This window comes from Streptomyces sp. NPDC036764, from assembly GCF_055609385.1.
The window spans coordinates 2,671,162-2,692,592 of the sequence record NZ_JBVJPT010000001.1; the positions used below are offsets into that span (position 1 = coordinate 2,671,162).

Sequence of the window (21,431 nt, forward strand, 5' to 3'; positions counted from 1 at the left end):
TGGGCTCGGCAAGTGCGGTCGGCTGGCCAGTTGGAGGCGGAGCCGCCGAAGCTAGTCGTCCTTCGCGGCGAGGGCGTTCCACTTCGGTCTCTGCCGCCGATGCGCCGGCGAACGCCAAGTGCGGACGCTGCTGACGCCGCCCGACGGCAAACGCCGTCCTGAGCTCGACCCGCCAATGGAACGGCGCGATACCGTCGACGCCCTGGACGTGGATGACACATGAACTCTATATCCTGGCAGTGCTGATCAGCCTGCCGGCCCCTGGCCTTTCCTCGGTAGGTGCAGCGGCGACTGCCGCTGAGTCGAGATCAGCCGGACGTGCGAACCGATCACCCGCCCGAGCCGCCCGACCTGATCGCGTGACCTGCCAAGTACGCGACACAGAAAGACTGATCGACCCAGCCGAATGGCGCGTCAGACGTCCTGCAGCGATGCCGGGTCGGCGTCGTTGAGACGTTCAGGAAGAGCGGTGAGGGCGGGCTCAGCCCGCCCTCACGCCGACTTCGAAAACCCTTTGGACTCCAAGCCGTGTTTAAGGCCTGGTTCCGAGCCGGAGCCTCAGCGGTTGACCAGGGTGCGGTTGAGGAGGGGGAGCAGGCGGTCCCAGTGGCGCTGCAGCGCGGAGGGGTTGAAGGCGTCTGTGTCGGACATGGTGAAGCCGTGGATGGTGCCGGGGTAGATCTCGGAGGTGTAGCCGACCCCCGCGGCGTCCAGGGCCTGGTTGAGCTCGTCGAGGGCCTCGGGCGTCATGTCGCCTTCGGCGTGGCCAAGGTAGACCTGGGCGGTCAGCTTGGCGAGGCTGTCGGACCCGTCGGCGCCCACGGGGCCGTGGAATCCGGCGACGGCGGCCACCTGGCCAGGGTGGGCCGCAGCAGTGCGCATCGCCAGGAGGCCGCCTATGCAATAGCCGGTCACCGCGACCGGTCCGGCGCCGACCTCGGGTTGGGTGGTGAGGAACCTGAGGTACGCGTCGGCGTCGCTCAGGACACGTTCGGCGGTGTGCGCCTCGATCAAGGGCATCAGATGGGCGAAGACCGCGGCCCGGACCTCTTCTCCGATGTGCTCGGGAAGTTCGATCACCGGTGCCGGGCCGTGGCGGTAGAAGAAGTTGGGGACGAGCACGTAGTACCCGTGCCCCGCCAGTTCGCGGGCCATCTCCCGCAGCACGGGCCGGATGCCGAAGCCGTCCGCGTACATCAGCACCCCTGGGTGCCGCTCACCACCGTCGGGGAAGGCGGCGAAAGCGTCGGCCTGGCCGTCCGCGGTGGGAATGTGCAGCGTCTTGGTGGGCATGAATTCTCCTGTCGTGGTTGATGTGTTGAGCCTGTGATCAACACGACAGAGGCGGAGCCCGCGCAGCAGCGCAACATCCTCGATCGAACAGCGGGCCCTCACCGGCCCGTACGGCGCTCAGAAGAGCACCGGGTCACCAATCCGTGTGTGGCGCAATGCCGTCCCGGTAGTCATCGCCGCGCAGCATAGCCCACCGGACGAAAGCTGCCGCCAGTACCCCCAGAAGATCCCGGGCTCTCTTCGAGACTTCGGAACAGCCCGACAACCTTGATTCCGACAACCCACTTGCCTAATGAAGGCAGTCGTAGTCGCAACCGAGGTTGATCTCCCACGACGCTTTGACGAAGCCGTAGCGTGACGGCTCGCGGGCCAGGAGGAAACCGTGCGAGCCCGTGGTCGGAACAGTCATCCGCCACGCTTGCGAGGCAGCGTCGTGCAGCCAGGCCGGGGCGGGCTGGTCCTCGGCGACGGCCCTGCCAGGCTCCTCATACCGTGCCTGGGGAATCTGGACGCCGGCCGCGTGACCGGGCTGCACGAGCAGGTACTGCCCCAGGAAGGGACTGGCTATCGGGCGATGCATTGCAAGCCTCCAGAGTGGAGTGGGCCGCGCCTCGGCCGTACGTCCGCACGACCGAGCGCGGAAGTCGATCAGGCGATGGCCGGCCGCCGCGCCAGGAAGTACGTCATGGCCCTCTGTTGAAGGCGCGCCAGGCAGTCCTCGCACGCGAGGAACGGAGCGTGCTGGTCGTCCCACTGGACCGGTCCGAGGTAGATCACCAGCAGGCCGTCACGCTCGCAGCCGAGCCGGCAGACTCCGGTGACCCACTCTCGTTCCACTGCTGATGTCCTTCCTGAGCGTCGATTTGGGGGCATATCCGGTCGGCGGAGAGCCCGAACAGGGGTCCCGGTTCGGGCAGGACGTGCGGCATGTGAAGCCTCCAGCGAAGGGGAGGGACAGAAGCCGTGCGCCACCCCGCCTCAATCCGGGTGGGGACGGCAGTGGGCACGGAGGGACGGAGTTGGACCGGTGGCCGGGCGGGAAGGGGAAGCACCGTCCGGCCACCGGAGATCACCACTCGGCGCCGCCGTAAGCGAGCAGAGCGAGCACGAAGGCTGTGACCGTGACGAAGAGGAGTTGCGCGGCGACCTGCCGCCAGCCGATCCGGGTTCTCCGCCGCCGCGCAGCAGCCTCCTTCAGCGCCCCGTCTAAGCCGTTGAGCGGCATCACGGGGTCACCTTCAGCTCTGCCCAGCAGCGCTTGCCCCACGGACGGGTGGCGGGGCCGAGCCGGTCGTAACCCCATCGCTCGCTCAGGGATTCGACGATGGCCAGCCCGCGCCCGCTCTGCTCTTCATCCTCCGGGGTGCGCAGGTGTGGCAGGCACGCGGGTGCGCGGTCGATGACGGCGAGATAGACGCGCGTGTCACTGGGCCGGTCGACGATGACTCGGACGGAGGGACCGCACGCGTGCCGCACCGCGTTGGCGAACAGCTCTGCCATCACGAGGGCCGCGGACTCCGTCACCTCGTCGGGAAGGCCCCATGCGGCGCACGCCGTGCGGGCCAGACTGCGGGCCAGGGGCGCAGTCTCCTCGGTACGGGGGCGGAGTTCGCTGTAGCCGGGATACCCCTTCGCGCGGGGGCGGCTCGCCGTCATCGTCATGGATCACGCCTTGGTCCGGGGGCGGGGGAAGCCGCGCCGACCCCTCGCGGGGGATTGGGTGGAGGGGCCGGCGCGGCGTCAACTGGCTGCCCAATGGGGATCACCGAACGGCCTGTAATCACTCAACTCCGGTGCGCGCAGCGGGGTAAGGGAGCAGAGTGGAGTCACGGTTGAACTGGTTGAACACAGCTCGGGGGTTGGAATGGCACGACGACCGCGCACGCCCAATACGGCCCTCGCGGGCCTGATGCAGACGGAGGCGATCGGAAACGCGCGGCTAGCGCGGCGGACGAACGCCGTCGGGAAGGAACTCGGGGTCGCGCTGCACTACGACAAGTCGAGCGTGTCGCAGTGGCTCGCCGGCAGCATGCCGAAGCCGCAGGCCCGGCCCGCGATCCTTGAGGCGCTCTCGCGGCTCGCCGGACGGCCAGTAACGTCCGCCGAAGTCGGCTGGGGGGACGACCCGGCCGAAGAACGCGACGCTGTTTCAGGTGTGATGGCGCTGAGCCGAGCAGACATGGATCCATCCCGCCGCAACGTGCTGACCGCGGGCATGTACGCGGCCACGCTGGTGGTCCCCACCTACGACGAGCTGACCGACGAACTGGACCAGCGCGTGAAGGAGACCAGCGCGGGGCGCACGCTGCGGATCGGGATGAGCGATGTTGAGACCGTGACCAAAATGACGGACAAGGTCGCCGAGATCCTGGACGAGATCGGCGCAGGCCACGCGCGACCGATGGCAGCGGCGTTCATCACCAACACGATCGGGACGTACCTGCGCGCCGATGCCTCGGAGACTGTGCGCAACGCGATGCTCGCGGCCGTCGCGGACTTCGTCTACCTCACGGGGTGGATGGCGATGTACGAGACGAAGCAAGGGCTAGGCCAGAAGTACTACCGCTCCGCCCTCGATCTCGCGGCGGAAGGCGGAGACCACATCACCTACTGCCGGACCCTGCGCGGCATGTCCTTGCAGGCATCCCACCTCGGCTACGGAGAAGCGGCTTTGAAACTCGCGGATTCCGCAGCGGAGGCCGCCCCGGCGTCAGGACCGCGCCTAGTGGCGTTCCTGCGCGGACAGCAAGCCGCCGCCGCGGCGATGACCGGCGACCGGACCACCGCCCTCTCCCGGCTCCGCGAGACGGAGACCGCACTAGCCCAGGCCGACAACAGGAGAGACGCCGTGGGCGGTTACGACGAAGCTGCCTACCACTTCCACGAGGCACACGTCAGGTGGTCACTCAAGGACGGACCGGGCAGCATCAAGGCCCTGCGCCGCTCGAACGCAGCCCGCAGCCCCCAGGAACGGCAGGGCCGGGTGCACTGCCTCGGAGTGATCGCCGAGCGGCAGATGGCCATGCGGCACGTGGAGGCAGCCTGTGCCACATGGGCCGAATTCCTCGACGAACACCAGATGATCAGTTCAGCGCGCGGAGACGAGCACCTGCGGAACCTGCGCGCGCAGCTCAAGCCGTACGCCTCATTGTCCGTCGCACGCACCCTCGGCGAACGGGCGCGTGAGGTCGCCAGGCTCAAGGCGGCCTGACGCGGGCAGGGGAACCGAATCGGCCGATCGTGCGCCCATGGCCCACCCCTTCACCCGTGCCTCCCACGGGGCCGATCGGCTCGTTGCTACGCTCCCGTTCATGGCCGGGGCAGCGCTCACGCCCGCACGCACCGGCTGTCAGTGGTCGGCGTCTGCGGGCTGCGCCTCGGCTGCAGGTGCTTCGGCCGGCTTGGGGGCGGTGTAGAAGACGGACCTTCCTTGCTTGGTGCGCTCTGCCTGGCTTTTGGCCACGAGCCCTTCGAGCGTGACCCGTACGACCTTGTCTGCGAACTGGCGCTCGGGGTGGGCCTGGCCGAGCGCTGCGGAGATTTCAGCAGCCGAGCGGGGTTCCTTCAGTTCGAGGAGGTGGCGGCGGATGAGCTCGACCAGGGTGGGCTGGGCCGTCTTTGCGGCATCCGCCGACTTGGCCTCGGGCTTCTTGGGCGCTGCCTTTTTCGGTGGGGCGGTGGCCTTCCGGGCCTTCTGCTTCCGGCCGCGCGTGGCGCTGGTCTTCTGCCGGGGGGAGGGTACCGCGGCGCTCTCGGCCTCTGCCGTGGGCTGGGTCGGCGCCTGGGGGAGGCCGAGTGCCTGCTGCACGTTCATCAGCACCGTGTGGTCGTGCTGTACGGCGGCAAGCTGTTCTTGGAGGGACGCGATCTCCGCGCTGATGCGTTCCTGCTCTTTCGCATTGCTTTCAAGGTCGCCGGTCACCTGGGCGAGGTACTGGGATGTCAGTTCGGTGGCGGGGGCTGTTGTCTCGGGCATGGGGTGGACCTTTCCTCGGCGCATGTGTGTCGTGTGGGGCTGTGCCGCATGTGCGTGGCGCGCCTCTTGGGTGAGGTATCGGCGGCCCGGCTGGGCGCCGCAGGTGCCGCAGGATGCCTCGGTGTACAGATGGTACGGGCGAACAGCGCTGGTTGTTCGTGCCAGGTGGTGTCTTCTTACTCTTGAGACAGTCTCACAATGCCCCTGCCCGGTGTCTGCGAGGCATTACATGGACAGGCTGGTGAAGTGCCTCCGGGCCCGCGGCACGTACGTGTGCGCCCAGCCGGTCAGTTGGTGGTCGATGGTCTTCGAGTGGATCGGCTGGGGCTCCAGCCGAAGGCTCCAGGGTCGGCCGCGCCGGACGGCGTCCGCTCCCTCACGGCGTAGAGCAGTCACGAGTTTGCGGAAGCAGTGCGGGCTCAGCCCGGTGAACGGGCCTATCCAAGACGGCTGATACGCCGTGATCACACCAGCCACACGATGATCATCGCAGTCGGTGCGGGCCGACCGGATCTGCTGTCAGGGCTCCGGGATGAAGGCGGGGTCGATGCCCATCGCGGTCACGCCCTCGCGCACGGAGCGGTCGAAGTGCTTGATCTCTGACACGAGGACATCCCAGCTGACGGCTGTGGTCCAGAAGGCCGGCGTGAGGATGGAGCCGATCTGCCAGCCCTGACCGGAGTTCACGATGCGGATCACCCCCTCCTCCGCCTGCATCGAGTTCAGCTCGAAGTCTTCATGGCAAGCATCCGGACTCTGGAGCCAGAGCGCCAACTGGTACGCCAGCTCGGCAACGGGGAACTGCTCCTCGGACCACACCGCCCGTCCCTGTTCCCAGATGGACAGCTCAGCCTCGATGTCGAGGAGCAGCACAGCCAGGGGAGCCTCCTGCGGGGTGAGACCCCGCCGTGGCAGATCCGACAGTCCAAAGTTTCGACAGGCGAACCGCACTGCCTCGCCTCCACAAGATCTGGGGCCTACTGCACGTCCCGGCCACTCAAATGTGGACAACCGTACCAAGACGTTTCAGACGCCCCGCCCGGCACCCCATTGGTGGGACATCCCTTACAGGGTGTTGCACAAGGCTCTGAGCTGGGGCCTGACCTTGAAGACGGTCAGGCGACCGAAGGACGCGAGCGGACGCCGTCGTCGCATCGGACAGCCGCGGCTTCGACGGCGGCAAACTGGTCAACGGCCGCAAGCGGCACGTCGTGGTCGACACGCTCGGCCTGCTGCTGGGCGTAATGGTCACCGCAGCGGACACCGGCGACCGCACCGCCGCCCACGTGCTGCTCGGACAGGTCGCCGACATGCACCACCGGCTGGAATTGGTCTGGGCCGACGGCGGCTACACCGGCAGCCTTGTCACCCACTGAGCCCTTTCAGCGTTGCCGCTCAAGGGTGAGCACGGCCGCGGCGATTGACGACATTCGCAGCGCACGCAGGAGCCCGGGTGCGCGGGTGAGCCGACGCGGCATCGCGCAGACCAACCCGGAGAAGGCCGACCCGCATCGAGACAGACGAAGCCGTCGCCCGTAAGTGCAGCTACAAGGCGCTGATGAGCCTGGCCCGACCGGCACGGGTCGCAAGAGGTGCGTCGCACTCAACAACCGGGAACAGCCGTTAAGTTGACATACCTGTAGCTTGCGGATGGTAAGGGCGAAGAGGGACGATTAGAAGCAGTCCCTGACAGGGGCGGTCGGTTGAACACACAAGGGGTGACGGTGATCGAGCGCAATCTCACGCAAGAGGAGGTGGACGCTCTCCCATTCGAACACAACCTGTCGGATGGCCACGCCTTCCGCTCCTGGACACACGCCGAATCTGCGATCATCGCCGAATCGGCGCGCTTCTTCGCCGAGTCCGACCGCAGAGGCGGGCAACGGGCCGAGGCCGAGTACATACGCCGCTACCTCGCGCTCGGGGGGCAGTCATACATCCCGGATTACTTCACCGGGCTGATGTCATACTCCGCCTCGATGGCCGTCGAGATCGTAGCCAATCTGCTGCGCCTCCGGAGGCTTTCCGCGGCCCTGATCGAGCCCTGCTTCGACAACATCGCCGACATCCTGCGGCGCCACCGCGTACCCCTGCAGCCGTTTCCGGAGACCGTACTGACGGACGGAACGGCCGCGTTGGAGGCGCTGCTCGAGACGCTCACAGCGGACGTGATCTTCCTGGTGAGCCCGAACAATCCGACCGGTACCGTGGTGAGTGAGGCGGCGTTCACCCGGATCGTCGAGTACTGCGTGGCCGAGGGGAAGCTGCTCGTTCTGGACGGGTGCTTCCGGGTCTATCTGTCCGACGAGGAGGTCTACGACCACTACAGGATCCTCGCTGCTTCTGGAATCGACTGCGTGGTGATCGAGGACACGGGAAAGGTCTGGCCTGCGGCCGAGTTGAAGGCACCCTTCCTCAGCGTCTCGCCGAGGCTGGTTAGCGCCGTCATCGGAATGCACTCGGACTTCCTTCTGCACCTCTCGCCTTTCACCGTCCGACTGATCACAGAGTTCGTGTGTCTCGCGGAGGCCGATGGTGGCCGCTATCTACGCGAACTGGTCGTGGAGAACAGGACGCTCTTTCAGAGCAGAATCCCTGGTTCATTTCTGAGGACGGACGACACTCAGAAGCTGGGCCTGGCATGGCTGGAGGTGTCGGCCGGCGGACTGGATGGAGAGGGCGTCCGCAGGCTGCTCGCCGAGCGAGGCGTCCATGTCCTGTCCGGCGAGAGGTTTTACTGGTCGTCACCGCACCTGGGTCGACGGCACCTTCGCATGGCCCTGTTGCGCGACCCGGACATCATCGTCCATGCCTCGGCGGTGATTGCTGATCTCTCGGACGAGCTCGGTGTGGGCTGATCACGGAGATAACGGCACAGCGGCAAGGGCCCGGGCCGAGCGCTGGGTGTCCGGGTGGTCTTCGCCCAGCACCCGGCATCGCCGCATCCAGGTGTCGCGGTGCAGTTCGCGGGCGCGTGTGTATTCCTCAAGGGCGCACAAATCGTCCGCGAAGCTGTAGGCGGAACGGAGCGTGTCGGGGTGGTCGTCACCGTGCAGCCGTCGCCGCCGGTCCCAGACGTCCTCGTTCAGCGCCCGCGCTCGGGGATACTCACCCATCCGGTGGAGGGTGATGGCGAAGAAGTGTTCCGTACGCAGGGTGTCCGGGTGGTCCTGGCCCAGTCGGTGCCGCCGCTGCCCCAGCACCCACCGCTGCAGCTCCAAGGCTTGCTCCAGTTCACCCAGGTCGCAGAGGTCCGAGGCGAGATGGTGCGCGGAGTGCAGTGTGTCGGGATGGTCCTCGCCGAGGACCTGCCGGCGTCGCTTCCAGACGTCCGCGTTGATATCTCGGGCCCGCTCGCGCTCGCCGAGCTCATACAGGTCGGAGCCGAGGTAGTGAGCCGACTGCAGTGTGTCGGGGTGGCTCTCGCCGAGCAAGCGGCGGCGATGCCGCCATCCCTCCTCGTCCAGGGCGCGCGCGCCGGCAAAGTCCCCCAGGTCGCAGAGGTCGGCAGCGAGCTGGTGCGCGGAACGAATGGTGTCCTGATGGTCCCTACCGAGGATCCGGCGCCGCCTATCCCAGACTTCCTGGTCAACATCCCGGGCTTGTGCGTACTCACCGAGCTCGAACAGGTTGGACGCGAGGTTGTATCCGGAGTGGAGCGTGTCGGGATGGTCGGGGCCGAGCCGGGCCGTCCATGAATCCCGGGTGATCCGGCAGATGTCGACCGCGGACCGGGATTGGCCGGAGAAGTACAGATACCGTTGCACCTTCAGGACCAGGGCACGGAACGCCTCTGCGTCCAGCTGGATTCCGGGGAGGGCTGCGGCGGACGACAGGAGCTCCCTGACGTGCGGGACGATCAGCCCGTACTCCGGCCAGGATTCGGGCGTGTCCGGGTCACCCAGAGTGATCGTGGCGAGCAACTCCTCAGCGGCGTGGTGAATCCCCCCGTGCTCGGAGAGCGGAAGCCTCGCCCGGAGCAGAGTATGAACGAGGCGGTGCATCTGCAGGGCGTTGTCGGCGTGCCGGGCCAGTCCGAGGGTGACGATCTTGCGGACGGCCAGAGCGGCCGTCGCCGTGTCACCGAGCTGGACGCCGAACCGAGGTGGCCCGACAGTGGGATCGGAGCCCAGCGGAATCGGTTCCGGGGCGAGGAACGCGAGCCGGTCGAGCAGAGCAGCGGCAGCCGGCCCGGCAGTCGTCACCAGCCGGTCACGACTGGTGACGACCACTGATACCAGGCCGGGATGGGCTGAGACCGTGCGGTCGTCCAGGCCGCTCGCCGTCGGCTGGGATTTGAGGAGCGTGAGGTAGTCGGCGGTCTCCAGGCCGGTCTCGTCCAGGAAGCAACCGACTTGCTCGACCGAGAGGGGCAGGTCGCCCACTGCTGCGGCGACCCGGTCGGCGTCTTCGGAGGACAGGGACGGACAGCGGCGCGACAGAAGCGTGATCGACTCGTCTCGCTCGAACTCGGTAATGTCGATGCGCGTGCCGATCCGTCCGATGCGGGGATCGCGACCGGTGATGAGTAGCCTCCCTCCTTCGGGAGGGAGGAGATCGTTCATGCCGCCGACATCGTCAAGGTTGTCGTACACCAGCAGCCAGTCCCTCCTGGCCGCCAGTTCTACCCAGAGGGCCCGTATCAACAGGGACGGCTGCACGGCGGTGAGCCCCAGATGGGAGGCCAGGGCGGTGAGGCTCGCCATAACCGCGGCGGGCTGGTCGGCGCCCACCCACCACACCAGCCCGTAGTCATCGGCGTGGCGATGGGCGTATTCGAGGGCTAGTTGGGTCTTGCCGATACCGCCCATCCCGATGAGCGACACCCAGCCATGTTCCTCGGCGCCGCCTTCTCCTGCGCGCCGCATGTTGTTGCTGACGCGCTTGAGGAGGGCGATCCGCCCGGTGAAGGCTTGATTGCGCGACGGAAGCGCGTGGATGGGTCTCGAGCGGGTGATCGGTCCGTTCGACGGCGGGGGCGCCAGGTGCACGTGGTCGATGCGCGCGGCAACGACTCCGGCGGCGATCGCCGCCGTTCCGGCCGCGATCGTCGGGTGGGCGGGCGTCTCTCCGGAACCGCTTAGCCCTCGTGCGGTTCCGGGGGCGAAGGGTGGTGCCCGGTCGTCACTCCTTCCGCGACATTCCCTCCGACAACGACGCCACCAGTTTCGACCTGGAGGCCAAGCGTCAGGCTGCCGCCGCTCTGATGCGCCAGGCCGGCCTCGTGGCGTTGCAGGCGGTCGACGGATGCGGCCAACTCGGCGGCAAAGCCGGGATCTTCCTCCGCCACGTCGGCGATCGCGTCCGTCGCCCGCCGCGTCGTGCGCTCAGTCACCTCGCCGTCGACGGCCTGCACCAGCAGCCGCGTGACGGCGGGATCGTCGCCGACGACCCCACTGACCAGCTCGTGCAGGGCGTCCATGCTCTCGTCGAGGACCCGGTCGACCTCGGCATCGGGAGGGGTGCCCACTCTCCGAACGTTCCTGACGAGGTAGCCGACCGTCGCTCCGGCCACTAGTTCCAGTCCGGGTGTAGGCACTGTCCCTCCCCGCTGTCGCCTGAGACAAGTAAACACCCTGACGGCCCACTTGCTGCCAAATCGTTTCCGACAAGGTTCGGGCCGAAAGACGCGAAGTGTGTCCATCTGATGGCCTTGTCTTGCTTTCGACGGTTGCTGTGGCCCCCTGGCCATCAAGGACGCAGTCGAAGAGAGGGAACGGCCCGTCGCGCGGGCTCCGATGCCGTAGTACACGGCGCTGCGCTGTGCCTGCGGGCGCACCATCGAGGCGCATACATGACTGTCACCGGGCCGGCCGTGGCGGACGGGCCGTTGGACGTACGGGTGGTGGTCCGGGCGAGGGTGCGGCGTAGGCGGGGTCGGCCCCGTTGAGTGGGAATGAAGGGGGAAGTGTGCTCACCTGTCCGGGGGGTTCCTCAGAGGCCCGGCGGCGGGCGCAACCAGTGGCGGGTTTGGACTGTCTTCTGAGAATGTGAACACACACCTGCCCCGGCGCTGGGCCGAGCGGCGCGGACTGCGACTTTGGCCTGTGGGCACGGTCCTCGCCCTGACCTTCACCGCCGCGGTCCTTGTGGCGGTCGCGGTGTTCTACACCGGGTGGGAGCTCCTTGGTGCCCGGGGGCTCAAGGCCGAGCCCCGCATTGAGTCTCAGACGCTGTTCGATCTGGTGAAGCTGTCGTTCGGCGTGGTCGCTGGCGCCGGTGCCTTGGTGGCTCTGGTGGTGGCGTACCGGCGCCAGCGCGTCGACGAGGACGGTGCCCTGCGGGAGGCGACCCGCTTGCACACCGAGCGCTTCACCACTGCTGTCGCCCAGCTCGGCGAGGAGTCCGCCGCCGTCCGCCTCGGCGGGGTGCACGCTCTGGCTGGCCTCGCCGACGACGCTCCCACCCGTCGCCTGCGCCAGACCTGCATTGACGTTATGTGCGCTTACCTTCGCCTGCCGTACACCGTCGAGGCAGACCTGCCGGCAGACAACGCCCAGGCCCGGCACGCGTACTTGGCCCTACGGGAGGTGCGGCACACGATCATCCGCCTCATCCGCGACCATCTGCGGCTTGAAGAGCACCCGCACTCGTGGCGGGGGCACGACTTCGACCTCACAGCTGTCACGTTCGACGGTGGCGATCTCTCGAAAGTGCACTTCGGCGGCGGGACGGTCGACTTCAGCGACTCGGTCTTCTGCGGAAGCATGGTCGACTTCCGGGGCGCGCGGTTCTCCGGCAGCACGGTCGACTTCAGCAGGGTGGACTTCAGCGGCGGCACCGTCGACTTCAGTGGCTCGGACTTCTCCGCAGGCACCGTCTATTTTCGCGACGCGCGGTTCTCCAGAGGCACGGTTCACTTCAGCGGCAGTCGCCTCGGCGGTGGCACGCAGTTCTCGGGCAGCGCGATCGTTTTCAGTGGATCGGAGATCTCCGCCAGTACGGTCAGCTTCGATGGCGCGTGGTTCTCCGGCGGCCAATTTTTCTTCGACAGGGTGGACTTCTCCGGCGGCACGGTCGACTTCAATGGCTCACGCTTCTCCGGCGACGTTACCGTCGAGTTCGGCGCGTCGTTCTCCGGCAGTACGGTCAGCTTCTGCCGCACGAGCTTCTTCGGAGGCATGGTCAACTTCAGCGACGCGGTCTTCTCCGGGGGCGTGGTCGACTTCCGCGCCGCGCAGTTTGCCGTCGCCCGGGTCGTATTCGGCGGCATCGTCAGCGGAGCGAGGTTCTCGGGTGGGCGCGTCGACTTCCGCGGCGCGGAGGGTGTCGCGCCGATCAACCTGGTCCCGACGGACGGGTCGCCACTGCCGGCCGGGTTGAGTCTGCCGTCCACGTGGCATCCGTCACGGACGTAATCCTTCCGCCTCCCCGGGACAGTTGCGAGCTTGGTCCTCCACGATCTCGGCTCGTACGACGTCATGGACTGGCACCGCGACCTTTCGCGGGGACGCGGCCTACCTGCCGTACATTCTCCTTAAGGAAGAACGGGGGCTGCGCTATGCGCTGGCGCTGACCGGGGAGGTCGCCGACCTGGGGAGGCCGAGCCGCAACGAAGGGTTCCTCATCCTCGGATGTGCCCTGATCTACTGGGGGGCGGCCCCTGGGTGACCACGGGCATCAAACGCAGGCCCCTGCAGGAACTCAGCCTCACCGAGAAGACCGCCAACCGGGCCCTGGCCGCGGCACGGGCACCGGTCGAACGCGGCGTCGCGCGCCTGAAGTCCTGGCGGATCTTCCGCAGATTCCGATGCAGTCCAAACTGCATGACGTCAAGCGTCAAAGCCGTCCTCACCCTGGAGGTAGGCCGCGGCGTGCGGGGTGTCGGGGTGGACCAGGGTGACGGCGATCAGGTCGGGGCCGTAGTCGTCGCCGGGGATGGGGTGGCTAGGGCGGCGTCATTTGGCTCCACCCGGGGCGGATGCCGAGGTGGACTTCGGGGAGGTCTGGGTCGATCTGGCGGGGCAGCGGGTGAAGTGCTACCTGTTCGCCTTCCGCCTGGCCTATTCGGGCCGGGCGGTGCACCGGATCTCCCGTTCCTGCGGGCAGCAGGCGTTCTTCGAAGGACACGTGCACGCGCTGTCCGTGCTGGGCGGGGCGCCGGCCGGGCAGGTCCGCTACGACAATCTCACCCCGGCCGTCCGCAAGGTCATCTTCCGCAGCCGACTGCGGGAGGAGAACTCGAAGTGGACCGCGCTGCACACGTTCTACGGCTTCACCCCCTTTTACTGCGAGCCGGGGCTGCGCGGCGCCCACGAGAAGGGCGGGGTGGAGGGGCAGGTCGGCTACTTCCGGCGCAACTACCTCACGCCCGTCCCGCGAGTGGAGACGCTGGAGGTTCTCAACGGGCAGATCACCGTGTTCGAGGAGCGGGATCTTCAGCGGCGGATCGGCTCGCGGATCCGCACGATCGGCCAGGACTTCGCGCGGGAGGCGCCGCACCTGCTGCCGCTGCCGGCGGAGGCGTTCGAGACGGCGATGACCTTTCAGCCGCGGGCCGACCGCTACAGCCGGATCACGGTGAAGATGTGCTCGTACTCCGTCCCGGTCCGCTTCATCGACCGCAAAGTCACCGTCCACCTGACCGGCGACCTGCTGGTCGTCTTCGCGGGCCGCCGCGAGATTGCCTGCCATGCCCGACTCGCCGGCCGCGGCCTGGAGCACCTGGTCCTGGACCACTACCTGGAGGTGCTGCTGCGCAAGCCCGGCGCCCTGGACCGCTCCGAGGCGCTGCACCAGGCCCGCGCCGAGGGCACGTTCACCGCCGAACACGAGGCGTTCTGGGCCATGGCCCAGCGGCAGCTCGGTGAGATCGAAGGAACGAAGGCCCTGGTCAGGGTTCTGCTCCTGCACCGCCATCAGCAGCACACGGACGTGATGGCGGGCCTGCGGGCCGCCGTCGACCTGGGCACCTGCAGCGACGACGTGGTCGCCCTGGAAGCCCGCAAGGCCGCCCAGGCGGCCGGCCGGGCCCCCACCGTCACCGCCACACCGGCACCGGCGGACCAGACGGAACTGCCAGACCCGCAGTTGCCGCAGGTCAGCCATCTCGCCCCACGCCGTCTGGCCGGGTCACTGCCCGAGGATGCCCGCCCGCTGCCCCGCCTGGAGCAGTGGGACGAACTGCTGAACCTGCGACGGAAGGATTCGTCATGACTGCCGCCCAGCACGCGCTCACCGCCCAGGCGTCCGACGCCGCGATCGACACCGCCTGCCGGATGCTGCGGCTGCCCACCATGCGGGCCCAGGCCGCTGACACCATCGCCCGCGCTGAGCGCGAGGGTCTCTCCTACGCCGGATTCCTCGCCGAGCTCCTGCTCGCCGAGTGCGAGGACCGTGACCGCCGCCGGGCCGAACGCCGCATCCGGGCCGCCCACTTCCCGCGCGAGAAGTCGCTGCGCGAGTTCGACTACACCGCCAACCCCAACGTCGACCCGGCCGTCATCCACAGCCTCGCCATCTGCGACTGGATCACCAAGGGCTACCCGCTGTGTCTGATCGGGGACTCCGGCACCGGCAAGTCCCACCTGCTGATCGGCCTGGGCACCGCGGCCGCCATGGCCGGCTACCGCGTCCGCTACACCACCGCCGCCTCCCTGGTGAACGAGCTCGTCGAAGCCGCCGACGACAAACAGCTCGGCAAGACCATCGCCCGCTACGGACGCGTCGACCTTCTGGAAATCGACGAACTCGGCTACCTCGAACTCGACTGCCGCGGCGCCGAGATGCTCTTCCAGGTTCTGACCGAACGCGAGGAGAAGAACAGCATCGCCATCGCCTCCAACGAGGCGTTCACCGGCTGGTCAAAGACGTTCACCGACCCGCGGCTCTGCGCAGCCATCGTGGACCGGCTCACCTTCAACGCCACCCTGATCGAGACCGGAACGGAGTCCTACCGGCTGGCCCGCACCAAGGCGAACAAGACCAACGGGCTGAGGTGAGTGCCTGCCAAGTGTCCCGTCTCGGTCGACCTGGTCTCGGTCTCAATCGATCTGGTCCGATTCGCTTTTCGTCCCAGGCGATCCGGTCCGCCGGAGCTGCTCGTCCGGTCGCATTCAAGCAGATGAAATGTGCCCCTTACGGCAGGGAGCGAGTGAGCCACACCAGTTCGCCACGGTCGTCTGCCGAGACATGGTCGCGCTCGAACCCGAGCTTTTCGAGGACGCGAAATGACGGCGCGTTCCAGGGACGCACCGTCGACCACAGCCGCTTCCGTCCGGTCGCGATCGCGGCGTCGAGCACCGCGGAAGCCGCCTCGGTCGCATAGCCCAGTCCGTGCACGCGTCGGAACAACTCGTACGCGATCTCGGGCTCATCGACGGAAGCCCGACCGACGGTGAGCCCGCAATACCCAATGAAGTCGCCCACATCGCGGCGGATGACGGCCAGCAGAGCAATGCCTTTCAGTGCCGACGCAGCGCGCTGATCCTCGATCATCCGTCGGTTGTGCTCGATTGACGGCATGCCATCGCCCCGTTCGGCGACGAGCTCACGATGGGAGTCGATGTCCGACTCGGTCCACGGACGCAACGTCAGCCGAGCGGTTTCGAGTTGGAGCGGCATTGGCGGATACGGCACGGCGACACTCTATCGACGCCGCCTCGGGCCGAACCAGATCACCTGAGACACCCCCGCTATCCGCGAATCCGGAACCAGATCAACTGAGACTTCCGGCACCCCGGCGTCTCAACCGATCTGGTCGCCGCAGGTCACAGGGCCACCCATAACCCAGATCACTTGCGACGGGACACCAAGGTCAGGAGCTGAGATGCTTATGCAGCATTGTCCCTTGTCATCCAATCGAGTCGTTTGACAGCGAACCCAGTCGTTTCGGCTTCTTTGACAGTGAACTTAGTCGTGTGAGGTGAGTGATCCAGTAGCCGTCAATGAGACGGGGGTTGCTGGTGACGGGCCGGTGTTCCGAGTCTGCGCTATTGGGGGGTGGTGAGCAGGATGCGGCCGTGGCCACCGCCGGCGTCGACGTGGTCGTGTGCCTTGGCGATGTCGTCCAGCGGGTAGCGGTCGCGGACGTCGACGGTAGGGCGCCGACGGCGGCTGCGGAGGTGAGGTCGCGGGCGGCCTGGCGTTTGGCCTCGGCGGGGAAGTCGTCGCTGCCGAGCAGCCGCAGGGTGACGTTGTTGAACAGCAGGGGCCAGAAGGGGATCTCGGTGCGGTCCGTGCGGGTGGCGTAGGCGGCGATGACGGCGTTTGTTGGCGGCGACGGCGTTGTCGAGGTCGGCGTTGTCGGACAGCGCGACCTCGATGATCCGATCGACGCCCCGCGGGGCGTACGAGCGGATGGCCGCGGCGGGCTCGCCGGTGTCCAGGGCGACGGCGTGGGAGACGACGGCCGGGTCGACGCGGTCGAGGTCCGCGGTACGGCGGACGGTGGCGATCACGGTCGCGCCGGCCCAGTGGGCGAGCTGGGCGGCCAGGGAGCCGACACCGCCGAGAACTCCGTGGACCAGGACCAGTTGGCCGTCGACCGGGCCGTCGGCGAAGACGGTGCGGTGGGCGGTGATACCGGGGATGCCGAGGCTCGCGCCCAGCTCGTCACTGAGGTGGTCGGGCAGGGGTGCGGCCTGGTGGTCGGGTACGACGGTGTACTGGGCGGCGGTGCCGAAGGGGCGGTAAGACTGGGCGCCGTATAACCAGACCCGCTGTCCGACGCGGTGGGCGTCGACTTGGGCGCCCACGGCGTCGATGACTCCGGCGGCGTCGCTGTGCGGGATCACCCGCGGGTAGGGCATGGACGAGCCGAGCCAGCCGCGCCGTTTCTTGGTGTCGCCGGGGTTGACGCCCGAGACGGTGACGCGGACGCGGACCTCGCCGGGGCCGGGGACGGGATCAGGGAGTTCGCCGACGTGCAGGACATCGGCGGCGGGGCCCTGGTCGTCGTACCAGGAAGCAAGCATCGAGGTTCCTCCGGGGGCGGTCAGTTCGCGGGAGCGGCGGGCGCATGCGGATCGCTGTCGGTGCATGCGGTGTCGAATGCGGGCGGCTCCTCGCCGAGGGTCTCGCGCAGCCAGGTCCGTTCGGCGCGGCTGGTGGCGCGGGCGGTGAGCAGCATGCCCCGCCGGTAGGGGTCGGCGATCTCCTCGGCACGCAGGGGCCGCTCGTTGTCGTAGAAGAAGCTCGCCGGCTCTTCCAGGAACTCCAACCGTCTGCGCAGCACCGCGTGCTGCTCGGCCACGTCGGGCAGGTGGGAGAGGAAGGCCAGGACGACGTAGAACCGGGTGAAGTCGGTGATCTGGTGGTCGGCGGGCTTGCGCAGGCGCTGAAGCAGTTCGGCCCGCCCGGCCGCGGTCAGGCTGAGCACGTATCGGGCTGCTCCTGCGGCCGGGTCTGAGCGCCGCTCGATCAAGCCCGCCTTGGTCAGGCGATTGATCGCCGGATACAGGCTGCCGTCGCTGACCGGCCGCGTGTAGCCGGTCAGCTGTGAGATGCGGCGGCGCAGCTCGTGTCCGGGCAGGGGTCCCTCGGCGAGGAAGCCGAGTATCGCGAGTTCCAGCATGAGTCCATCTTCGCATGGAACATCGAATCGATGTGAACATCGATTCGATGTTACGCTCGCAGGCACCCGCCCAAACGTCTCTGGAGAGGCACAGCAAGATGCCATCGCAGTCCACCGAGTCAGTGATGAACCGCTTCGTCGAGTTCATCAACACGGGCAACGAGGATCTCGCCCGCGAGGTCATTTCTCCGGACGCGGTGTTCCACGCGCCAAACCACCCGGAACCACTGCGGGGGCCCGATGGGTACCTGGAAGTCCTCGGGATGATGCGCGGCGCCTTCCCCGACGTCCAGTGGACGCTGGAGGAGGCGGTCGCCGAAGGCGGCACCGTGGCCGCGCGGTTCACCATGCGGGGAACCCACGACGGTGAATTCTTCGGGATCCCGGCGAGCGGCAACAAGATCTCGGTGCAGGCCATGAACTTCTACTACCTGGCCGGCGGCCGGATCGTCGGCGAACGCGGCCAGCCCGATCTCCTCGGGGTGATGCAGCAGATCGGTGCCCTACCGGCGCCGTGAACCTCGTAGCGCCGCGTGAGCCTGCTATCGCGCGGAACTACCGCTGCCGGGAAGGGGCCGTACCGCGCGGTGGCAGAGGGCGACAGCCCGCACCGGAGCGCGGGCGGTCGGCGCGGGTTCACCGCAAGAGGCTGGTCTTCTTCTTGCTCCGGCGTCTTCGCCCAGACAGCGCCCGTTCAGCGAGAGCTCTACACCTTGTCACCGTTGACGTGACCGAGCCGGGTAGGGAACTGCTCGCTCTACGGCGGATACTGCAACCCTCGAATACCGACAGGAAGACGACGTAGAACGGACGACTGCGGCGACATCGGCGAGGCTGTCGCCGAGCTTGGGGACCCGGGAGGCGACCACCACCAGCACAGTGGCGGCCATCAGCGGCACCGTCGTGGTGATCGTCGCGTCGGAGACCTTCTGCCCGGCCGGACGGCGCGCGCTCGACGGGTAGCAGCGCGGCATCCTCGTAGAAGCGCAGCATCCTGGCCGGAACGCCGGAGCTCTCGGCGAACTGCGGCATGTCGTCACACCATCGACGCCAAACCTTCAACCCGACTCGAAGGTCAACCCGCATCGGGACAGCCACCAGTCCCTCACCGGCGTACGTGTTCGCACTCGAACTGCTCCAGGATTCCGCGAACCCGCGCGCTTCCGCCTTCGACCTCCTGCTCCACCCCGGGCACGGAGACGTCCGAGCCCGCCCCTACGACGAACGCCGCGGTCTACTCGCCGACCTGATGCTGGAATACGACATCGGGCCCCCGATCCAGCTTGTCCCAATGACCGATGACCCCGCGGTGGCCCGGGTCTGGTACCAACAACTGCCGGAGCAGGGGAGCGAGGGCATCGTGGCCAAGCAGGCGACCTCCCCCTCCAGGCCCGGCCGGATCTGGCGGAAGATCCGGCATGCCGAGACCGTGGAGGCCGACGTCGTCGGCTACACCAGCTCAGCCGCGCGGCCGTGAGCCCTCGCGGTCCGCCTCCCCGACGGACGCACCGCCCTCACCCAGTCCCTCAAAGCCCCGCTCGCCGCCCAGGTCGTCGCGCACTTCGCCGCCAGCGGCCCGCCGCGCAGCGCACGCACCCGGGCCGGGGAGCCCTACAACACCGCCGAGCCCGGGCTCGTGGTTGAGGTCCTCGCCGGGACGACCCGACACGCCGTAGTGACAGTCACCCGGCTGCGCAGTACGTGACACGCCCGAGACCAGTGGTGCAAGGCGACGAAGAGCGCAGCCACGGCCCTTTGGGGCGGGCGTCCGTGAAGACGGCCTGCACCCGGTCCTGGTCACTCCCGGAAGCCGGCGCGGCAGGCCGCACGGAGCAGGATCACGCTCGCGGCCGCCATCGTCGGAGGTCCGATCGGGTGAGAGGTCGACTGGAGAGTGAGCCGAGTTACTCCAGATGCAGGACACCCTATCGGTGCCCGTTCCTACGGTCCCAGCATGCTCTTCCAGCTCATCCTGCCCACGGACCCGACCGGCTTCGCAGCCGAACCACTCCACATGCGCGACGCCGCCGCACGCATCCTCGGCCTCCGCGCCTCCGACTTCGACCACCTGATCCGGGCCGGTCTCCTCACCCACGCGGACACCGCCCGCTCCGGCTGGAACAAGCACGACGTGGTCCTGCTCTACCGCCAGGCTGACCTGGACCGGGTGATCCGAAGCCGCCGTGTCGACTGGGACGCCGTCCCCGCGACCCTCAAGGGCCACCGCTCCCCGCTAGCGGCCCTTCCCACCCGGACGGCGGCTGCCCGGTGACTGCCGAGCTGGCCACCGACTGGTATGCCGAGGTCGCGGCGGGCTGGGCAGCGCGCCGAGGACGAGAAGCGGCGTATTCCCAAGGGTGAACCTGGTCCGCACTCATTGCGGGGGATCGACGGCGCCGGCCGGGCCTGCCCCCGGACGATCGCGCACTCCGGGCTCTACGGCCTCCCGCCGGACCACAGGCATGACGTGCCGACACAACTGCCCTGGGGGCGACTGCTACTGCCCGGTCCCCGAGGAAAGCCCGATCAACCCGGCCTGCGGGCACCTGCAGTCGTCGATGTGCGGATGCGGCTGCTGAACCGTATGCGTCGGCTGCCACTGCTGGGGTTGACCTTGTCGGCTTCCTGATGGGAGCGGTCCGGCCAAGTCTCGTAGTTGGGTGTCAGGAGACTGCGCGAACCGGGTGTACCGCTCCCCTCGACCGGCCTCGTCCTGCGCGCTTGGCTCCCATCCCTTGGTGACCATGTGCGCAAAAGGGCGGACGGGAGAAGGGGCGGCGCAACGATGGGCAGTGGCTGCGAAGGGGGGGGCCGAATCAGTCAGACACCGGGCGGCATGGGCGGAAGTGGAAGACGGCTGAACGACTGCTGGCGGCGCTGGCGGCATTGATCGCTGTCATCGGCGGCGTGGTCTGGGCGACGCAATGGATGACCCGGGAACCTCCGGTCGAGAAAGAGCGGAAGCAGGTGGAGCAGCTGAGACCCGGGCAGACTTTTGCCCGTGCCATCGAGATCATGGATGACGAGCCGCACTACACGGAAAAGCTGGCATCCGGAAACAGGCTCTACCAGTACATCCGGAAGTGGGAGCGCATCCAGCTTCTGGTGGATTCGGACGACATCAGCGTCCTGTCTGTGGGCATCTTCGCCGACAGCGCAGACTTCCGCCCCTCGTTCCGGCTCGGCAGTTACCGGCTGACGATCAACCGCACGCCATACGCGGCGGCAACTGGCGAGCCGCCGTACTTCGTGTTCGGCAACTGCGGGGCTCACTCCGGGAGCTACTTTGAAGGCCACCCCAACCTGTCTTTCGTCGCAGCCGGAGGCAGCGTCGCCGTGGGCATTCACGACGCGCACCTGGGCAGCGTCAGCATGGACCCGGTGTGCGCGGCACTCCAGGAAGCCCCGGACGCCTGCGTCCCCTTCGATTTCAAGGACGTCGACCCCTCGCCCGGCCCGCACGCAGAGTGCCTGACGTCTGCTCCCGCAGGCGACTCGCGCTCTCGCAGCCGCGGGATACACCGAGCTCAGCCAACTCGCCGGCGCGTCCGAGGAGGAGCTGAAGGCCCTGCACGGCGTGGACCCGAAGGCTTTGCGCGTGCTCCGCGATGCCCTGGGGGAGCGTGGCCTCAGCCTGAGTTGACGTAA

Annotated in this window: 20 protein-coding genes and 5 pseudogenes; 11 read left to right on the forward strand and 14 right to left on the reverse strand. The window is 67.9% G+C overall.

Going from position 1 to position 21,431, the window contains the following annotated elements:
- Positions 1-558: 558 nt before the first annotated feature.
- From ACZ69Q_RS11185 to ACZ69Q_RS11205, 5 genes are all read right to left on the reverse strand, one after another.
- Positions 559-1,293, reverse strand: a complete 735-nt coding sequence (locus tag ACZ69Q_RS11185; protein ID WP_471039787.1) for a dienelactone hydrolase family protein — start codon at positions 1,291-1,293, stop codon at positions 559-561.
- A gap of 289 nt (positions 1,294-1,582) precedes the next feature.
- The gene (locus ACZ69Q_RS11190) at positions 1,583-1,873 is read right to left on the reverse strand and encodes a hypothetical protein (protein ID WP_471039790.1); all 291 of its coding nucleotides are present in this window, start codon (positions 1,871-1,873) and stop codon (positions 1,583-1,585) included.
- Positions 1,874-1,941: 68 nt separating this feature from the next.
- Positions 1,942-2,130, reverse strand: a complete 189-nt coding sequence (locus ACZ69Q_RS11195) for a hypothetical protein (RefSeq protein ID WP_471039793.1) — start codon at positions 2,128-2,130, stop codon at positions 1,942-1,944.
- Between the two features lie 232 nt (positions 2,131-2,362).
- On the reverse strand, positions 2,363-2,521 hold the full coding sequence (locus ACZ69Q_RS11200; RefSeq protein WP_471039796.1) for a hypothetical protein: 159 nt from the start codon (positions 2,519-2,521) through the stop codon (positions 2,363-2,365).
- Positions 2,518-2,955, reverse strand: coding sequence for an ATP-binding protein (locus ACZ69Q_RS11205; protein ID WP_471039798.1), 438 nt, complete (start codon positions 2,953-2,955; stop codon positions 2,518-2,520). Before ACZ69Q_RS11205 ends, ACZ69Q_RS11200 begins: the two co-directional genes overlap by 4 nt.
- A 202-nt stretch (positions 2,956-3,157) precedes the next feature.
- On the opposite strand from ACZ69Q_RS11205, the gene ACZ69Q_RS11210 reads away from it, so the two are divergent.
- On the forward strand, positions 3,158-4,504 hold the full coding sequence (locus tag ACZ69Q_RS11210; RefSeq protein WP_471039800.1) for a hypothetical protein: 1,347 nt from the start codon (positions 3,158-3,160) through the stop codon (positions 4,502-4,504).
- 138 nt (positions 4,505-4,642) lie between these two features.
- Here ACZ69Q_RS11210 and ACZ69Q_RS11215 read toward each other — a convergent pair whose 3' ends face one another.
- From ACZ69Q_RS11215 to ACZ69Q_RS11225, 3 genes and pseudogenes are all read right to left on the reverse strand, one after another.
- On the reverse strand, positions 4,643-5,269 hold the full coding sequence (locus ACZ69Q_RS11215) for a hypothetical protein (protein WP_471039803.1): 627 nt from the start codon (positions 5,267-5,269) through the stop codon (positions 4,643-4,645).
- 315 nt (positions 5,270-5,584) lie between these two features.
- Positions 5,585-5,746, reverse strand: a pseudogene (locus tag ACZ69Q_RS11220) (IS5/IS1182 family transposase); the annotation flags it as partial.
- Between the two features lie 42 nt (positions 5,747-5,788).
- Complete coding sequence (locus ACZ69Q_RS11225) at positions 5,789-6,142, reverse strand: DUF7878 domain-containing protein (RefSeq protein ID WP_471039808.1); 354 nt, start codon at positions 6,140-6,142, stop codon at positions 5,789-5,791.
- A gap of 287 nt (positions 6,143-6,429) precedes the next feature.
- Between ACZ69Q_RS11225 and ACZ69Q_RS11230 the strand changes: the two are divergent.
- Both ACZ69Q_RS11230 and ACZ69Q_RS11235 read left to right on the forward strand, forming a co-directional pair.
- Positions 6,430-6,636, forward strand: a pseudogene (locus ACZ69Q_RS11230) (transposase); the annotation flags it as partial.
- Between the two features lie 357 nt (positions 6,637-6,993).
- A complete protein-coding gene (locus ACZ69Q_RS11235) occupies positions 6,994-8,127 on the forward strand; it encodes an aminotransferase class I/II-fold pyridoxal phosphate-dependent enzyme (protein WP_471039811.1) in 1,134 nt (377 codons plus the stop codon).
- Here the strand turns inward: ACZ69Q_RS11235 and fxsT are convergent, their stop codons facing one another.
- Together fxsT and ACZ69Q_RS11245 are read right to left on the reverse strand one after the other, a co-directional pair.
- Positions 8,128-10,260 (reverse strand): FxSxx-COOH system tetratricopeptide repeat protein, encoded by a 2,133-nt coding sequence (gene fxsT, locus ACZ69Q_RS11240; protein WP_471039814.1) that lies wholly within the window; start codon positions 10,258-10,260, stop codon positions 8,128-8,130. It lies immediately after the preceding gene.
- A gap of 89 nt (positions 10,261-10,349) precedes the next feature.
- Entirely contained in the window at positions 10,350-10,739 is a 390-nt protein-coding gene (locus tag ACZ69Q_RS11245; RefSeq protein WP_471039817.1) for a hypothetical protein, read from the reverse strand.
- A 520-nt stretch (positions 10,740-11,259) separates the two neighbouring features.
- Between ACZ69Q_RS11245 and ACZ69Q_RS11250 the strand changes: the two genes are divergently transcribed.
- The 4 genes and pseudogenes from ACZ69Q_RS11250 (at position 11,260) to istB (ending at position 15,210) form a co-directional block, all read left to right on the forward strand.
- A complete protein-coding gene (locus tag ACZ69Q_RS11250; protein WP_471039820.1) occupies positions 11,260-12,627 on the forward strand; it encodes a pentapeptide repeat-containing protein in 1,368 nt (455 codons plus the stop codon).
- 234 nt (positions 12,628-12,861) lie between these two features.
- Positions 12,862-13,071 (forward strand): annotated as a pseudogene (locus ACZ69Q_RS11255) (transposase family protein); the annotation flags it as partial.
- 127 nt (positions 13,072-13,198) lie between these two features.
- Entirely contained in the window at positions 13,199-14,425 is a 1,227-nt protein-coding gene (locus tag ACZ69Q_RS11260) for a Mu transposase domain-containing protein (RefSeq protein ID WP_471039823.1), read from the forward strand.
- Positions 14,422-15,210, forward strand: coding sequence for an IS21-like element helper ATPase IstB (gene istB / locus ACZ69Q_RS11265; protein ID WP_471039825.1), 789 nt, complete (start codon positions 14,422-14,424; stop codon positions 15,208-15,210). Before ACZ69Q_RS11260 ends, istB begins: the two co-directional genes overlap by 4 nt.
- Positions 15,211-15,346: 136 nt before the next feature.
- Here istB and ACZ69Q_RS11270 read toward each other — a convergent pair whose 3' ends face one another.
- The 3 genes and pseudogenes from ACZ69Q_RS11270 to ACZ69Q_RS11280 all read right to left on the reverse strand — a co-directional run bounded on the left by ACZ69Q_RS11270 (position 15,347) and on the right by ACZ69Q_RS11280 (position 17,783).
- Positions 15,347-15,832, reverse strand: coding sequence for a GNAT family N-acetyltransferase (locus ACZ69Q_RS11270; RefSeq protein ID WP_471040204.1), 486 nt, complete (start codon positions 15,830-15,832; stop codon positions 15,347-15,349).
- Positions 15,833-16,200: 368 nt separating this feature from the next.
- Positions 16,201-17,184: pseudogene (locus ACZ69Q_RS11275) on the reverse strand (NADPH:quinone reductase).
- Positions 17,185-17,204: 20 nt separating this feature from the next.
- Complete coding sequence (locus tag ACZ69Q_RS11280; protein WP_471039828.1) at positions 17,205-17,783, reverse strand: PadR family transcriptional regulator; 579 nt, start codon at positions 17,781-17,783, stop codon at positions 17,205-17,207.
- A gap of 14 nt (positions 17,784-17,797) precedes the next feature.
- On the opposite strand from ACZ69Q_RS11280, the gene ACZ69Q_RS11285 reads away from it, so the two are divergent.
- Positions 17,798-18,301: an ester cyclase gene (locus ACZ69Q_RS11285; RefSeq protein ID WP_471039831.1), complete on the forward strand. Its 504-nt coding sequence runs from the start codon at positions 17,798-17,800 to the stop codon at positions 18,299-18,301.
- Between the two features lie 241 nt (positions 18,302-18,542).
- Here the strand turns inward: ACZ69Q_RS11285 and ACZ69Q_RS11290 are convergent.
- Positions 18,543-18,736, reverse strand: a pseudogene (locus ACZ69Q_RS11290) (arsenic resistance protein); the annotation flags it as partial.
- Between the two features lie 164 nt (positions 18,737-18,900).
- On the opposite strand from ACZ69Q_RS11290, the gene ACZ69Q_RS11295 reads away from it, so the two are divergent.
- From ACZ69Q_RS11295 to ACZ69Q_RS11305, 3 genes are all read left to right on the forward strand, one after another.
- Positions 18,901-19,260 (forward strand): ATP-dependent DNA ligase, encoded by a 360-nt coding sequence (locus tag ACZ69Q_RS11295; RefSeq protein ID WP_471039833.1) that lies wholly within the window; start codon positions 18,901-18,903, stop codon positions 19,258-19,260.
- 477 nt (positions 19,261-19,737) lie between these two features.
- On the forward strand, positions 19,738-20,055 hold the full coding sequence (locus tag ACZ69Q_RS11300; protein WP_471039836.1) for a hypothetical protein: 318 nt from the start codon (positions 19,738-19,740) through the stop codon (positions 20,053-20,055).
- 614 nt (positions 20,056-20,669) lie between these two features.
- The gene (locus tag ACZ69Q_RS11305) at positions 20,670-21,431 is read left to right on the forward strand and encodes a hypothetical protein (RefSeq protein ID WP_471039837.1); all 762 of its coding nucleotides are present in this window, start codon (positions 20,670-20,672) and stop codon (positions 21,429-21,431) included.